The 14,643-nt window shown below is 70.2% G+C and carries 11 protein-coding genes; 2 read left to right on the forward strand and 9 right to left on the reverse strand.

Annotated features, from left to right (window positions below):
• Positions 1-19: 19 nt before the first annotated feature.
• A complete protein-coding gene (locus BS75_RS33325; RefSeq protein ID WP_231607965.1) occupies positions 20-1,360 on the reverse strand; it encodes an MFS transporter in 1,341 nt (446 codons plus the stop codon).
• Positions 1,361-1,586: 226 nt separating this feature from the next.
• Here BS75_RS33325 and BS75_RS33330 point away from each other — a divergent pair, with 226 nt between their 5' ends.
• A complete protein-coding gene (locus BS75_RS33330) occupies positions 1,587-2,615 on the forward strand; it encodes a LacI family DNA-binding transcriptional regulator (RefSeq protein ID WP_034090885.1) in 1,029 nt (342 codons plus the stop codon).
• Between the two features lie 209 nt (positions 2,616-2,824).
• Here the strand turns inward: BS75_RS33330 and BS75_RS33335 are convergent, their stop codons facing one another.
• The 6 genes from BS75_RS33335 to BS75_RS33365 form a co-directional block, all read right to left on the reverse strand.
• On the reverse strand, positions 2,825-3,886 hold the full coding sequence (locus BS75_RS33335) for a thiopeptide-type bacteriocin biosynthesis protein (RefSeq protein ID WP_081982875.1): 1,062 nt from the start codon (positions 3,884-3,886) through the stop codon (positions 2,825-2,827).
• On the reverse strand, positions 3,868-5,055 hold the full coding sequence (locus BS75_RS33340) for a lanthionine synthetase C family protein (RefSeq protein ID WP_042438332.1): 1,188 nt from the start codon (positions 5,053-5,055) through the stop codon (positions 3,868-3,870). Before BS75_RS33340 ends, BS75_RS33335 begins: the two co-directional genes overlap by 19 nt.
• The gene (locus BS75_RS33345; RefSeq protein ID WP_034090886.1) at positions 5,052-8,066 is read right to left on the reverse strand and encodes a lantibiotic dehydratase; all 3,015 of its coding nucleotides are present in this window, start codon (positions 8,064-8,066) and stop codon (positions 5,052-5,054) included. The genes BS75_RS33340 and BS75_RS33345 overlap by 4 nt, the downstream gene beginning before the upstream one ends.
• A gap of 93 nt (positions 8,067-8,159) precedes the next feature.
• On the reverse strand, positions 8,160-8,342 hold the full coding sequence (locus tag BS75_RS33350) for an FxLD family lanthipeptide (protein WP_042438365.1): 183 nt from the start codon (positions 8,340-8,342) through the stop codon (positions 8,160-8,162).
• 47 nt (positions 8,343-8,389) lie between these two features.
• A complete protein-coding gene (fxlM, locus tag BS75_RS33355; protein ID WP_034090887.1) occupies positions 8,390-9,619 on the reverse strand; it encodes a methyltransferase, FxLD system in 1,230 nt (409 codons plus the stop codon).
• A gap of 550 nt (positions 9,620-10,169) precedes the next feature.
• A complete protein-coding gene (locus BS75_RS33365; RefSeq protein ID WP_231607966.1) occupies positions 10,170-11,339 on the reverse strand; it encodes a helix-turn-helix domain-containing protein in 1,170 nt (389 codons plus the stop codon).
• 746 nt (positions 11,340-12,085) lie between these two features.
• Here BS75_RS33365 and BS75_RS33370 point away from each other — a divergent pair.
• Complete coding sequence (locus BS75_RS33370) at positions 12,086-13,009, forward strand: IS5 family transposase (protein WP_081982877.1); 924 nt, start codon at positions 12,086-12,088, stop codon at positions 13,007-13,009.
• Here BS75_RS33370 and BS75_RS33375 read toward each other — a convergent pair.
• Both BS75_RS33375 and BS75_RS33380 read right to left on the reverse strand, forming a co-directional pair.
• A complete protein-coding gene (locus tag BS75_RS33375; RefSeq protein ID WP_034090891.1) occupies positions 12,990-13,502 on the reverse strand; it encodes a hypothetical protein in 513 nt (170 codons plus the stop codon). The two genes, BS75_RS33370 and BS75_RS33375, sit on opposite strands and share 20 nt — an antisense overlap.
• A gap of 551 nt (positions 13,503-14,053) precedes the next feature.
• Positions 14,054-14,599: a DUF6879 family protein gene (locus tag BS75_RS33380; protein WP_331281455.1), complete on the reverse strand. Its 546-nt coding sequence runs from the start codon at positions 14,597-14,599 to the stop codon at positions 14,054-14,056.
• Between the last annotated feature and the right edge of the window lie 44 nt (positions 14,600-14,643).

The raw sequence follows: 14,643 nt of genomic DNA on the forward strand, positions 1-14,643 counted from the left end.
CAGGTTTGCGGCGGGCGGGTCAGCGGACGGAGCGGATCGGCCGGATGGCCAGCGCACCGAGCACGGCGAAGGCGCCGCCCGCAGCGAAGAGCAGGTTGTAGCCGCCTACCCCGACCAGCACCGAAGCGACGAACGGCGCGACGATCTGCGGGCCGGCGTTGGCCACGTTCAGCACGCCCAGGTCCCGGGCGGCGTCCTCGGCCTTCGGCAGGACCAGGGTGACCAGCGCGTTGTCGACGGCGAAGAAGCAGCCGAAGGCCAGGCCGTTGACGACGGAGAAGACGACCATCCCGACGAAGGTCGGGCTGATGATCGGGATCAGCACGGCCAGGCCGGTGGTGGCGGCCGAGATGCCGACGAAGACCTTGCGGGCGTCCATCCGGTCCGAGAGCGGCCCGCAGATCGCGATCGAGACGACCATGGCGACGCTGCTGACCGGCGTCAGCACGGCCGCTGCGGCGGTCGCGCTCATCCCGTGCGGCAGGCTGATGTGGTCCTGCAGGATGTACAGCTGGTAGCCGCTGACGCCGAAGTACCCGAGGACCAGCAGCGCGCGGCCGATGAACGCCCAGCGGAAGTCGTGGGCACGCAGGCTGTCGGCGAAGGCGTGGACCTGTTCGCCGAGCGTGGCCGGAGCCTTGGGCGGGCGGCGCTGCTCCTTGCCGAGCACGGTGAACAGCACCGCTGCCGCCGCGACGACCAGGCCGAGCACCAGGTAGCCGGTGGCGAAGCTGCCGGAGAACGCGTTGGCGATGAGCACGCCGACGATGGATCCGATCGGCACGCCCAGTCCGACCGCCGCCGAGGCGATCCCGCGCCGGGCGACCGGCACCCGGTCCGGGATCACCGAGGTGATCGCGGCCTGGAAGACGTTCATCACGGCCTGGCCGAGGCACCAGGCGATGGCGACCAGCAGGATCGAGTTGACCGCGCCGAGCAGCAGCATCGCCGGGACCGCGAGCAGGCCGCCGCCGAGGATCCACGGGTTGCGGCGGCCGGACCGGTCCGAGAGCGCGCCCGCGACCGGGTTGAAGACGGTGGCGAAGACCGCGCTGACCCCGCCGATCAGGCCGAGCATGGCGACCTTGTGGTGCGGGGAGATCTGTTCGACCTGCAGCGGCAGCAGGATGCCGCCGACGCCGATGTAGAGCGCGTACATCGCCGAGTTGCCGGTGAAGAGCAGCGGCAGCAGCCCACGGGTGGGCGTCGGCTCGGCGCCGGCGGCGCCGGTGCCACCTGCGCCACCGGCGGCGGCAGCGGACTGCTCGGCCGGGGCCGGGTTCGGGGCCGGGTTCGGGGCGGGAGACAGGGTCGGGGTCGGGGTCGGTCTGGGGGTGGGGATCGGCTCGGAAAGGGCCACGTCGCCCTCCAATTCCTGAAGGTGGAGCTCGGTCGGGGGGCACCGCGGCGGCTGAGGGAGGCCGCCGCGGCAGGGGTCTCGCAACCCCGCGCCGCTCCTGCGTCCCGCTGGTTGCACCACACTGGTCACTTGCTGGTTACACGTGTCACCTGACACGTGTAACCACATGTTTAGCATTGGTTTCGGCCATTCACCAGCCCCCGCTCGTGGAAAGATGTGGAGCGCCATGAGCGAAACGTCATCTCCCGCGCCGACCAGCGCGGACATCGCCCGGCTCGCGGGGGTCTCCCGGGCCACCGTCTCCTACGTGCTGAACGACACGGCCGGGGTCCGGGTCAGCGAGCAGACCCGGCAGCGCGTCCGCGCCGCCGCGGACCAGCTGGGCTACGTCCCGCACGCCGCCGCGCGATCCCTGCGCGCGGGCCACTCCGGGCTGGTGCTGCTGGCCACGCCGGAGGTCACCTTCGGCCCGCTCTTCACCGAGTTCTTCACCGAACTGCGCGCGGGGCTGCGGAGCCACGGCTACACGGCCGTCCTCTACGGCAACCGCGCCGACCTCTCCGGCCGGGAGGCCGCCCGCGCCTGGGCCGAGCTGCGCCCGACGGCGGTGGTCAGCGGCCTCGCCGACGACCTGACGCCGGAGGGCCTGGAGATCCTCCGGCGCTCGGGCACCCGGGCCGTGCTGACCCTCGGCCCGCAGCAGGTCCCCGGCGTCCACGCGCTGGTCCTGGACCAGCGCGAGATGGGGGTGACCGCCGGCGCCCACCTGCTGGCGCGGGGCCACCGGGCTATCGGCGTGATCATGCCGACCGACGAGACCCTGCGCCTCTTCAGCGAGCCCCGCCTGGCGGGCGTCCGCGCGGCGGTGGGGGCGGAGGCCGGGGGAGCGGCGGACGGGGTCCGGGTGGAACCGCTGGACCTCGACTACACCGAGGAGTCGGCCGCGGCCCTCGCCGCGCGCTGGCGCTCACTCGGGCTGACGGCCCTGTTCTGCTACAACGACGAGTACGCGGCGCTGGTCCTGGCCGCGTTCCAGGACGCCGGCATCGCCGTCCCGGGGGAGGCCGCGCTGGTCGGTTCGGACGACCTGATGCTCGCCCGGGTGCTGCGCCCGCGGCTGACCTCCGTCCATGTCGCGCTGCCGCAGGGGCTGGTGCTGGCGGACCTGATCGACCGGCTGATCCGCGAGCCGGAGACCCCGGCGGAGACGCACCGGGTCGGCAGCGCCCGGATCAGCGTCCGCGACAGCGGCTGACGGCCCGGCCGGGTCCGGCCTGGGGCGGCCGGGCCGGGCGGCTACGGGACGATCTGCACGTCGTACCGGTCGCCGTCGAGGATCCGGTCGAAGGAGTACCAGTTGCCGAGCTTCGTGCCCGCGCTGGAACTGAAATCACCAGTCATCCCCGTAGGGCTGCGCCGGAGCGAGGGCCCGCGCCATCGTCGGGGAGCAGAGCGAGCGGCAGATCATGACCACGGTGATCCGGGCCTTCGGTTCAGTGACGATCCGATGGCCGCCCTGCCGTCGGGGTCCGTCGGTTCCTCTTCCAAGATCGCTCTGCTTGCCGCGGCGGCCAGGAGCGCTTGGGCGTGGGTGGGCAGCCCGAGCCGGTTCCAGTGAAAGATGACGTGGTAGCTGAGTACCTGGCGGAGCCCGCGTTCGAGAGCTCCGGTGCGGTTCGCTTCGCCGAGCTCTCGCCCGGCCCGGCGGAAGTCCTCAGCCCATCGCGCTGCCGGCATCAGAGGGCCTGTGATGCCGAACAGGGGACCGTCGGCTGAGGTGTCGGCGTGCAGAAGGTTGTGAACATCGCCGATCAGAGTGTCGAGTCGGCTGGTATCGGTTTCGCTGGGAAATGGACGTTCGAGGCTGACGCGGTGCCATACATCGCCTTGCTCATACCACTCGGCGCCTGCGGCGCGGAACATGGCGGTGCACAGGAGGACGGACAATTCGCGTTGTCCCAGGGGCACGGTCGGGGGGTTGAGGATCTGTGTGCTGTCCGCGTGGAAGAGAGTGTGCGCGACTGTCATGGCGAGGGGCCCGCCGAACGCGGGCTCTTCCGGCTCGTACACACTTTGCCACCAGCGTCGGACGGCACCGCCTTTGACAAGGTCGTCCAGGGCGATGGCGATGGTCGCGGCGGCGTTCCCCGCACTTGGGTTGTGGAGCCGCAGCCGCCAGCAGGGGTACTTGCGGATGAACCACCATGTGGCTCCGACGGCGGTCGCGCTGTGCAGGGCGGGTGCGAGCTTCGTGACGGCTGTGCTGCGGCTCGTGTCCCAGTCTTCGAACTCGATGTATGCCTGCCAGCAGTTCGCGGCGGCCTGTCGCTGGAGGGCGTCTCGGCCGGCCCGGTGGAAGGCGGCGACGGCTTCGGTCAGGTCTGCGGTCGGCAGGCCAGCGACTGAGGCGGACGCGGTGACCGAGATGCCGGCTAGGACGCGCAGGACTGCTGCCTCCACACGGGGAAGCTCGGGCAAGGGCTGACGCGGGTTCAGGTCCTGGGTGGTCAGTCGATCAGCAGGCATGCGTCCCATCCGGTGGTCGGGGGCTCGGCGGTGGTCGCGACGGCCAGGGCGAGGGTCGTTCCGGCGTGGCCGTTGAGGAACCCGATGGACAACGGCTCGGATCGCGCGTGGAGGGCGAAGGTCTTGGCCAGGGTGGGGAGGCGGGCGGTCAGGGCTGGGCTGATTGCGTCCCGGGCGGCCCGCCAGGCGCACTGGTAGAGGCCGGCCCAGCCGTGGCACAGGCCAGGGTCGGTGACCTGGGCCAGCTGAACCGGGTCGGCGAGGCAGTCGGCCAGGGCCTGCTCGAATCCGCGTTGCTTCTCAGGGTCGCCCAGCACGATCGCGGACAGCTGTCCGGCGCGGGCGATCGAGGGGGTGCCATAGCACCAGCTCGGTCGCCCGGCGCAGTGCTGTCGCGGCCGGCCCGTCGTGATCTCGGACAGTGTGATCGTCTCCGGCCACCACACCCCCTGGGGGCTGCCCTGCCTCCACCGCGACAGCCAGGCGTCCACCGTTCGGATCGCCTCCGTCTGCCCGGGGACGGTGAGTCCTTGCCGGGCTGCCTGGGCCAGCAGCAGGAGTGGGCCGGTGATTCCGTGTGCGGCACCGAAGTTCGCGTGCGGCTCGCCATGGAATGCTCCGCCTGCCCAGTGCGGGCCGTGGCCGACCCACCATCCAGGAAGCCGGCGGCGGTGGAGCTTGATGGGCCGAGTGAGGGCGACGAGGTAGGTCAGGACGTGTTCGAGGGCGTCGCTGCCGGGCTGGGTGCGGAGTAGCAGTGCTCCGATGCCGGTGAGGCCGTAGAGCAGGTCGTACTCGTGGAATGGCGCGGCGTCGGCGCGGCCGATGCGAGCCAGTCCGGCGGCCGCCCGCTGGTGTGCGATGTCGCGGACGTACCGGTCGAGGATTCGGCGAGGGGCCTGGTAGCGCTCGGCGGGGGCGGCGGCGGTGTGCAGGACGAACGCGAGGGCGGGTGCGCCGAGGAACAGTCCGGCGTCCGTGCTGCCGAGTACTTCGCCGCTGGTCGCTTCCTTGACCCAGGTGTGGGCTTCTTGCCAAGTACCCTTTCCGGTGCGGGCGCGCTCGATGTGGAGAAGAGCGGCTCCGGCTGCGCCGTCGGCAAGGGACTGCGCTGCCCAGAACGTCCCGTTGGTGCCCGGTGCGGTGCTGGATACGGTGTCGGTCTTCACTGGACCCACTTGGTCAGCAGTAGCGCGCAGGTTCGGGTGAGGTGCTCAGTGGTGCGCTGCATGGACCGGTCTGCCGCGACGGCGCGTAGGTGGTGGGCGTGCAGGAGGGACCGTAGGACGGTGGCGGGGTCGCGCTGGTGGGCGAGGACGTCGCGGTAGGTGCCGAGTGCTGTGGCTCGCTGAACCCATGCCTCGGCGATGGCGGTGCCCTCGGGGAGGAGAGCCAGAAGAGCGGAGGGGCCGTGGGCACTGGCGACGAAGGCGACCTCCTCGCGCAACTCCGGTTCGAGGGGGCCGCGGTGACGGGGCAGTATGTCCACGAGCAGCTGCATGGCGTTCTCCGGGGAACCGGTGAATCCGGAGGCGAGGTCGACCATACTGGCTGCCGCGAGGGCCTGCGGTTTGGTGCCGGCGCGGGCGGACCGGATCTGGGCGAGGGCCGCGATGGAGTCTGCGGTGAAGACCGCGTGTGCTGCCACGAGGGCCTGGCCGTAGCCGTACCGGCCGGTCTGCGGCTGGTAGTCGGTCAGGCTGAGTTGGGAGAGCAGGTGTTCGTCGCGAAGCCGGGCGGCCCAAGCCCCGATCCGCTGGACCACCTGACCTTGCTGTTCAGCGGACAGATGGAGGAACAGGTCGAGGTGCTGTTCGGAGTCGGGGCGGGCGGAGTCACGCCGACGCAGGAACCACCAGGCCGGCTCGTCGAGGGCGCGCAGGAGCAGTGGGAGATCCTGGGTGAGGATGTCGTCCCAGCGCTTCGGGTGGCCTGCCAGCTGGACGTGCAGGACGTCACCGGCCCCGGGGAGGTGCGCCTGCTCCGGCAGGGCGGTGTGACGCTGGGCGGTGCGGTGGGGCGGCTGCCGCAGGGCGAGGAGGAGCTCGTGGGGCTGGCCGAGCCAGCCGGAGGACTTCGGATCGGGTGCGCGGCGCAGCTCGACCCTGGCCGAAGCGGCGAGGCGGGCACGGAGCAAGTGGCGGTCCATCGGGCGGCCGAGGTCCAGGGGAAGGCGCTGCTCGCCGTCGACGAGGGCGACCTGCTCGGGCATCCGCCAGCAGGTGCGCCACCGGGCGAAGGCTGCCTCCCATGCGCGGAGTGGTGCTGTGCGTGGCGGTAGGGCGCTGGCGGGCAGCAGCCAGCGGGGCTGGGCGAGGATCGTGCGCCGGTAGCGCACGCCGGGCAGGTAGGGCATGGCGGTGGCTACCCCGAAGTCGAAGCCTGTGTAGACCGCACAGCGGGCCGTGGCCAGTTCGGCGAGGAACCGGGCAAGGGGCGGGGTGTGGCGGCCTGCTTCCAGAGCGTGCAGGACGTGTGGTTTCAGGTGTCGGCCGGTGGACAGTTGGACGAGGTGGAACTGCTGGATGTCTATGGTGACCGCCACGTCCGCGAGGTCGATCACTGCGCCCTCGGTGGGCTGGTGCTCGCCCAGGGCGAGGACGTGTGGGAGCAACTGGGCGCAGCGCACGAGCATGTCGTCGCGGCGGCGGCGCGGCGCGAACGACAGCTGTACCGGTGTGCTGCCGGGGCCGGTGAAGCTGCTCGCCCACTGGGCGCGCTCGGTGTCGTTCAGGAGGTGGGTGAAGCGTCCGGCCATGCTGCTGGCCGGGCGCGGGGCACCCGTGACGGCGAGGTGGAACCGGCCCCGGTCCAGGTCGTTGAGGGTCGCGGCATGGATCTCCACGCACACCTCAACCCGTGCGGGTGGCACGATGTCGTCCTGGCCGTCTCCGAGGTCGGCGATGAGCGTGTCGGTCAGCTCGATCTCTTCACGGTGCTCCATCACGGCTTGCTGGAGCAGGTTCAGTAGCCGTCCGTCGCGGTCGGTCGCTGGACGGACGGGGCTGGTCCGGGCGGAGCCCAGGTAGTCCGCCGGCATCCCGAGGCCGTTGTCGGCTACGAGGTCGAGGGCGGGGACGAGCGCGCCGACGCCGTAGCGGGAGCGGAAGCGGAAGAAGTAGTCGCGCCACCGCGCGGACCCGTACGGCCGGGCGGACAGGAGCACCAGTGCTGTGGCAGCCGCCTCGGCCTCGCGCACCACCGCGTCTGGTATCCGGACCTGGGCGCCGAGTCGGGTGTCGACCATCAGTGGCGCGGTCTCGCCGTCCTGCACCGCGCGCATCCGCTCTGTCAGCTCGGGGACGTGTACACCGGGGGTGGTCAGGGCGTAGCTGATGGCGGTCAGCTCGGCGGCCCGGTGGGCGACGGAGGGAAGCTCGTGGGCTCGCACGTCGGCCAGAACGCGGCAAAGGTGGGTCAAGGCGTCGGGCTCGGTCATCGGAGGCCACAGCGCGGTGACGAGGATCTGCAGTTCGACCAGCCCGGACAGCAGACTGTCAATCTTCTCGTCGGTCGCCGTCGGGAACCGGTTGGTGAGCGCCACCCGTAACTCCCGGTAGAGGATGGGCCGAGCCGCTTGCTCCAGGGCGAACACGACCGGTGCCGTGGCGCGGACCGACACCTCTTCCGGAGGCATCAGCAACTGCTCACCGCCTGCCGGTACGCCCGTCACCACGACGCGGTCCCCGCGTGTGGTGACGGTGTTGTTCGAGAGCAGTGGCAGGCGCTCCAGTAGCTCGGGGACCCGCTCCAGCCGCGCTATGACGTCCGCCAGCCAGGCTCCGTCCGGGCGCAGCACCCTGTCGTGCTGCTGCGACCACAACACCCGAGCGCTGCGGCCGGCCGTCACGCCGGTGATGCCGGCGAAGGCCCCGAAGGGGGTCGGCCGGCGCTGCCAGCGTGCCAGGTAGGAAGCGAGGGACAGTGCGAGGCGGCGGATCTGCCGGGGGCTGCTGCCCGGTCCAGCGCGGCCGATCTCCCGCCCGAGGACGGGGCTGGCCAGGGTCACGGCCTCGCGGACCTCCGGGTGCCCCCACACCTGGGTGAGCCACCGGCGGGCCTGGTCCGTGGCGTCTTCGGCGGCCAGGTCGATTCCGGCCGTGAGGTGGAGCCCTGCGGGGTAGGTGCTGGCGCGCAACATCGCAGCCCCGGCCCAGCGGTACTTCGGTATCGCGGTCACGGCTGAATCTCCCGTATCTCCGTTGGTGCTTCTCCAGGTGGTGCGGGTGGACCGGACAGTCGCCGGTCCACCCGCGAACCCGTCAGGCCCTGGTCAGGAGGGTTCCTCGGTTGACGAGTTACAGGCGCTGGCGCCGGTCGCGCAGGTCGTTCCACAGCCGTCACCGGTGGAGCACATCAGCTTGCCGCCGGGGTGTGCGGCGACCACCACCCGCACGTCCAGGGCGAACGGGTCCTCGGTCTCGGTCGGGGGGTGCTCGGTCAACATGGCTGTCATGGCGATCACACTCACTTCCTGTTGGCTGACTGGGTGTTGCGGGATGCCTAGCCCTGGGGCTTCGCCTCGGGCCAGGAGATCGTGATCCGGCTGTGCCGCTTGTCGAACACCCAGTCGCCGCTCAGGTCCTCGTCGGGGGTGCCGGCCGGGAAGACAGCGAAGGTGGGGCCGGGTCCGCGGCGCTGCTCGCGGTCCCACGTCCGGATCTGCTGGGTGATGTCGCAGGCGAGTTCGTGGGCCTGCGGACCCAGGGCGTGGACGCCGAATTCGAAGTTGCCCTTGTCGGTACGCCGCGAGGTGATGTAGCCGAACGAGTTGGCCTTCACGGCGGCCATCGAGAAGTGCTTGTTGGCCGGGGCGACGATGCCGGTGTCCAGGTCCGGGTCGACGGCCATGGTGCAGTAGCCGGACAGGTGCGATGCGAGCCAGAGCTGGAGTGTGTTGAACGGCTCCTGCGGGGCCATCTCCACCCCGGTCCACTCCTCGAACCGTTCCGTGCGCACGGCGTTGTCGAGGTCGCCGGGGTTGCCCGTTACCTCGTCGTCGAATTTCAGACCGATCTCGTCGGTCCCGGCCACGAGCAGTACCTGCGTGGGGTGCTCGTCCTCACCCTGCATCGGCACGAACCCGCACACCCGCACCGACCTGCTCTCCAGCCGCTCGCTGTGGCGGGCGAATGCGATCGAGCGGGTCAGCCCTCGGACTCTCAGCGGCAGGACCAGGACTCCGTCGCCGGTCAGCTGGTCGAGCCAGGCGGGTGCGATGTCCCAGGCACCGGCGGTCACCAGGATCGCATCGAACGGCGCCCGGTCCGGAACGCCTGCGGCGGCGTCCCCGGTCACGACTCGGACGCTGTCGTAGCCATGCTCCTTCAGCAGGCGGGTCGCGCGCTCGGTCACCTCCGGGTCGATGTCGATCGTCGTCACCTGGCCAGTGGGACCGACCAGTTCGGCGATCAGCGCGGCGTTGTAGCCACCGGAGCCGATCTCCAGCACGTTCATGCCCGTCGTGACGCCGGCCTGTTCCAACATGAACGCCTGGATCTGCGGCGCGGACACCGAGCTCGTCGTCACCCCGTACTCGTCGGTCCGGGTGGGCACCGCCTCGAACCAGCTGTACGCCTTCTCCAAGGTCGCCTCGGGGGCGAACTCGTGACGCGGGATCTTCCTCAGCGCCGCCTCCAGGACGGGGGAGGTCAGATCGCCGGACTCCTTCAGATTCCTGATCATCTCCTCCCGCAGGCGGGCGGCATCGTCTTCGAGGGTGGACGGGCTCATGCTGGTGCCTCTCATGTGGAGCGAAGTGCTGGTAGGCGGTCGGTGGTCAGGTGTCCGACGTCAGGATGTCGGGTCCGGACGACGCGAAGGGGGACTTGGCGGCCGTGGCGCACGGACGCGGTGCCTGGGCTACGGCGGGAATGGTGTCGCTTTCGGAGGGAACCTTGGTGTCGGCCGTGCCTGCGCGGCTCAGGCGATGCGAAGGCACAGCTGGGGCTCAGGTGACTGCTGACGGCAGGCCAGGGCGGAGCCCGGAGCCGGGTCGGTCGGGTCGGCGGTCGACGAGCACGTGCAGGGCTCTTGGGTCGCGGCGCTCGTGTAGCAGCCGCAGTCCTCGGTGCTCTGCGCCACGGTCGAACCGTCCTCGGAGGGCGTGAGCATCGAGGGGGACAAGGACACAGCCGGTGGAAGTTCTGCGGCGGTGCGACTGGATGATCGGCATGTCCATAACTGTGACCGCGTGACCGCAGATCGTGAACGCCCGAGGTGTAGCACTTCACGAAGTCGCATCCACCGGACTGCTACGGCTCGTAGAGGTTCTGATGAAACATCAGCGAACAATGACGGAGGTCCCCAGGATCGCGGCCAGTTTGCGCACCCTGGAGGTGGTTGCATGCCCGGCATGGGCCCGCTGCATGATCACACCGGGAAGGGCCTGGTGACGGGCCCAGTCGGGGTGCGCTGAACACACCTCAAGCAGGGTGTCCAGGGATGCGTCCCACTGGCGGGTGTCGACCTGTGCGAGCGCGACGTCCAGCTTGAAGCGGTTGCGTGCGGCCTGGGTGAGCGAAGACAGGCCGGTCATCGACGTGGCCAGTTCCAGGGCCTTGCCCGGCTGGCCGGTCGACACACTGATCCCCACAGCTTGTGCGGTGACAGCGGCAGGGCCGAACGCGGTCCCGTTGACCATCACGTCGCGGCCCATCCGCGCGGCCACCGCTTGCCCCTGCGACAGCAGGTCAGCCGCCGCACTGGTGTCCGTCATCCGGGCGGCGACCACGGCCGCGAACACCACATGCCATCCGTACGCCGCCAGCAGGGCCGGATCTCGGTCGGCGTACCGGGGCTCGATCAACAGGTACGAGGCTTCGGCCGTCTCCTGAGCCTGGACGAGTCGCGAATCGCGCAGGTAGATCCAGGACCGGCCGGAGGCGACCATTGCAACCCGCACGGGGTCCTGTGCCTGCTCTGCCTGCATCTGGGCGTGCCCGATGGCGGCGTAAGCCAGGTCCCTGGCACCGAACTGGTTTGCGACGTAGGAAGCCAGGCGGTAGGCGTCGGCCATGATCCCGCGCGCAGTGCACACCTCGTCGCTGGAGGCAGCATGCAGTGCCGCAGCGGTTTGCAGAATGGCCGGGGCGGCAAGTTGGCCGGCACGGACAAACTGCCCGTCGCGGTAGGTGTCCCATGCGGTCGTCAGGTTCCGTGCGAGGACGGTAGGTTCCGGTGGCTCAAGGTCGGCATGAATCCTGGCGGCTGTGTCGTGTACCGCACGGGACAGCTCCCGCAGCATCGCCCGGTCGCTCCCGCTCATCGACTGCCGCGGCGCCTGCTGGCCCAGGATTACCGCCACGTCGGTGTGAAGGGCGGCCGAGATCAGCAACAGCGATGGCAGGCCGACGCTCCCGCCACCTTCCAGCTTGCGGATCGTTGCCACCGACAACCCAGCAGCGTCTGCGAGTCGCTCCTGGGTCAGCTCGGTTCCCCGCAGCAACTTCACCCGCTGCCCTGTCGTGTAATCACCCCACTGAGCCACGTTCCCGCCGTCCCTCCGCGCGCATGCCCGTACTTGGAAGGTACCCGCACGGCACCGCTCCTGACCCACGAACGGCGCCGGCGTCAGACAATCGTGGCGCGGCGATGGCGGTAGCCTCGGGAGGAGCGCCAGGAGGCGGGGCCGGGAGCACCGTCGACGTCGTGTACTGCTGAAGAGGCAGTGTTCCGGCCATGCGCTATTCCTCGGGCGGACATCGCGTAGGTTGCTGAGACAGGCGATTCCGTAGGTTCGAGGTGCAACGCAACGGAAGCGGCCCCCGACCTGGCGAGCGGTCGAGGGCCGGCGCGGCCGGAGGCTGCGGTTAAGACGTCTAAGTTCGTGGCGGTGATGTTCTGCGCAGGCACCAGGACCTGGTCGTTGTAGTAGTTCATCGTCAGGTGGAGGGTCGTCGTCCCAGTTTTGCTGGGAGTGACCATGATCCTTACGGAGGCAGCCTGCCCGGGCTGAAGGTACTCGTTGGTCGCGTGGTCGTCGAAGGTGAAGTCGGAGTCAGCCTCCTTCGTGATCGTCAACGGGGACGTTAGAAGCGATTCCCAAACCGATGGTCGCGGCTGCCGCTCGAACTTCCTTGCGTATCAGCCCCGTTCGGGTGATCGCTCCGCGGCCGGCGCATAGGAGAAGGGCCTCCTGCACAGTTCGGTGGTGTCGAGTCAACGAACAATCAGGAGGCCCTAGTGTCCCACTGTGGCGTGCGCACCCCGTCCGCGTCCAGCTCCGGCGTTTCGTGCGATTGCCTCGCACACCGGCTCGGGAATGCCGTCGACCAGCCGGAACGGACCCGCCGCTACGGCTCGGACCTGACCGACGCGGAGTGGGTGGTCGTGCGGCCGCTGCTGCCGGTCCCGGCCTGGCTGAACGGGCAGGGAGGACGGCCGGAGGGCTTCTGCCACCGTCAGATGTTGGACGCGGTGCGGTACCTGGTCACCGAAGGCGTGCGCTGGGCCAGCCTGCCCGCCGACTTCCCCCACTGGCGGGCCGTCTACCGGTTCTTCCGCCGCTGGCGCGACAACGACTTCATCAAGGAGCTCTACGCCCGGCTGCGCAAGATGCTGCGCGAGCTGGCCGGGAAGAAGGAGGAGCCCACCGCGGCGATCATCGACTCGCAGTCGGTGAAAGCCGACGCCACCGTCGGCGCCGCCACCCGGGGCTACGACGCGGGCAAGAAAATCAACGGCCGCAAGCGGCACATCGCCGTGGACACCCTGGGCCTGCTGCTGGTCGTGATGGTCACCGCCGCCTCGGTCAAGGACAACGACGCCGGCCGCGACCTCCTGGAACGCCTGCGCGCGCGCCACCGCCACATCGCTCTGGTCTGGGCCGACGGCGGCTACACCGGCTGGCTGGTCTCCTTCGCCCACGCCGTCCTGGCCATCGCGCTGACGGTCATCAAGCGCAGCGACGACGCCAAGGGGTTCGTGGTGCTACCCCGGCGCTGGGTCGTGGAGCGCAGTTTTTCCTGGCTGATCCGGGCCCGCCGACTGGCCAGGGACTACGAGACCCGTATCGACAGCGCCGAGGCGATGGCCTGGTGGGCCGCGTCGATCCCGGCCACCCGCCGCTTGGCGCGCTCCGGCCAGCCGGCACCGCGCCGCGTCAAGCGACCCGCGGCCTGAACAGCCCCGGCCGCTCCTCCCTCAGCCAGCCGCACCCGACCAACCGCTTCGCCCGAAACCGCGCCGCCTGCTCCTTCGCGTCGGAGGACGGCCAGCCAAGATGATCGCGCATGGCCCGCGCCCGCACCCCCTCCCCGCCACCAGCGGCATCCTCCTGGACCAGAGCCACGATCCGCGCGCAGTCCGACGGCAACACCTCGACCCCCAACCCCTCGCGCCACAACGGGACCTCCACCCGCGGCCCGACAACTCCCACGGCCGGCACCGGCACCGTCACCGTCACCGGCGCACCGACCGCACCGACCGCACCGACCTCCTCGGCCGCCTCGGCCAGGGCCTCGACAGTCTCCTCGCGGGCGATGACCGCGCGCCGCGCGGCCTCATCCGCCTCGACCAGCGCGGCCTGAAGCCGCTCCAACTCGCCATGCAGTTCCTCCGCCCGAGCCAACGCCACCCGCTCGCGCCGCTCCAGCACACCAAGCACTGACGGCATCCGCCACCTCCCCGTACACCCCGCACCGACACAACGGTCCGAGCATGCCTACCGGGCGACGGCCACACACCTCACCTGGGAAAACGTGACCCTACCTTCGGTTTGGAAATCGCTTCTTATGACCGTCTCCATGTTGTTGACGAAGTGGTAGGCGCACGAGTACGTCTTTCCGATGGTCACCGTGTCGGGCAGGGCAGGCAGGGCTGAGGGCCCAGCCGATCGGGTCTTCCATCGTGGCTCCTTCATCGTCATCACTAGGCTGCTCGGGCCCGGTGTGGCCAGGCCGGGTCGGATGGCCACGAAGATCGAGCCTACTGATCTTGAGCACCGGGTTTAGCGGATCCGACCCATTGACGCAACATCAGTTCGACTTGCGGGGGCGAGGTACTCCGCCCGTTGCCTGTCATGGGTCCGGAAGAGGCGCTGTTCAGCCTGCGCTAGTCGGACGTCTGGACGGCGTCGCGTTCGGCGTCCAGGCGCAGATCCCGCAGACGGGCGGCGAGGCGCTCACGAGCAGCTTGGGCGGAGGAGGATGGGATGGGCACGGTGCGTCAGTGGGGCCGGTAGTCCGAATGCGGCACCGCGCGCTCCCACGCCGACGCGAAGGCGTCGGCGCACAGTTTCAGGGTTGCCGGCGCCTCGCACAGCTCGTTGCCGACGGCCTGCCCGCTGCCGGTGAAGTGGTTGAAAACCGCGAGCCGTTGATCGAACAACCAGTAGTCGTTGCCCGGCAGCGCGAGGTCCGAGGCAAGCCGCCGGGGCAGCCAGCGGACCTCCTCGCCCGCCGCGACATTGGTGTACGTCACGTCGTACTCGAAGCGGATGTACTCCGTGACCGGCTCGGAGACGATGCGGGCCCGTCGGACCCGGACGCCCCTTGCGACGGCGGCCTCGATGGATCCGTGCCACCAGGGCGCCCACCATGCCTCTCGGTCGGCCGGATCGACGGCGCGGCCGGCCTTCCAGTCGGCGAACTCGGGGTCGTCCACGGCGTAGGAGTCTCGCATCTCCAGGTGCAGGACCGACTGCTCGGCCGAGCTGAACAGTTGCGTCCAGTGCTCCTGAGCCAGCGGCTCAAGCGACGGGTCCGCTGCCACTGTTGACCTCCGGGAAGACCTGCGTCATGCGCCGGGGAACTCGA

It is taken from the genome of Streptacidiphilus albus JL83, from assembly GCF_000744705.1.
GTDB classification, from domain to species: domain Bacteria; phylum Actinomycetota; class Actinomycetes; order Streptomycetales; family Streptomycetaceae; genus Streptacidiphilus; species Streptacidiphilus albus.

Coding starts and splice junctions, on each gene's coding strand:
- BS75_RS33350 (WP_042438365.1), bottom strand. CDS start 8,342: ATGACAGCCATGTTGACCGAGCACCCCCCGACCGAGACCGAGGACCCG.
- BS75_RS33335 (WP_081982875.1), bottom strand. CDS start 3,886: ATGCCTGCTGATCGACTGACCACCCAGGACCTGAACCCGCGTCAGCCC.
- BS75_RS33330 (WP_034090885.1), top strand. CDS start 1,587: ATGAGCGAAACGTCATCTCCCGCGCCGACCAGCGCGGACATCGCCCGG.
- fxlM (WP_034090887.1), bottom strand. CDS start 9,619: ATGAGCCCGTCCACCCTCGAAGACGATGCCGCCCGCCTGCGGGAGGAG.
- BS75_RS33375 (WP_034090891.1), bottom strand. CDS start 13,502: ATGCCGTCAGTGCTTGGTGTGCTGGAGCGGCGCGAGCGGGTGGCGTTG.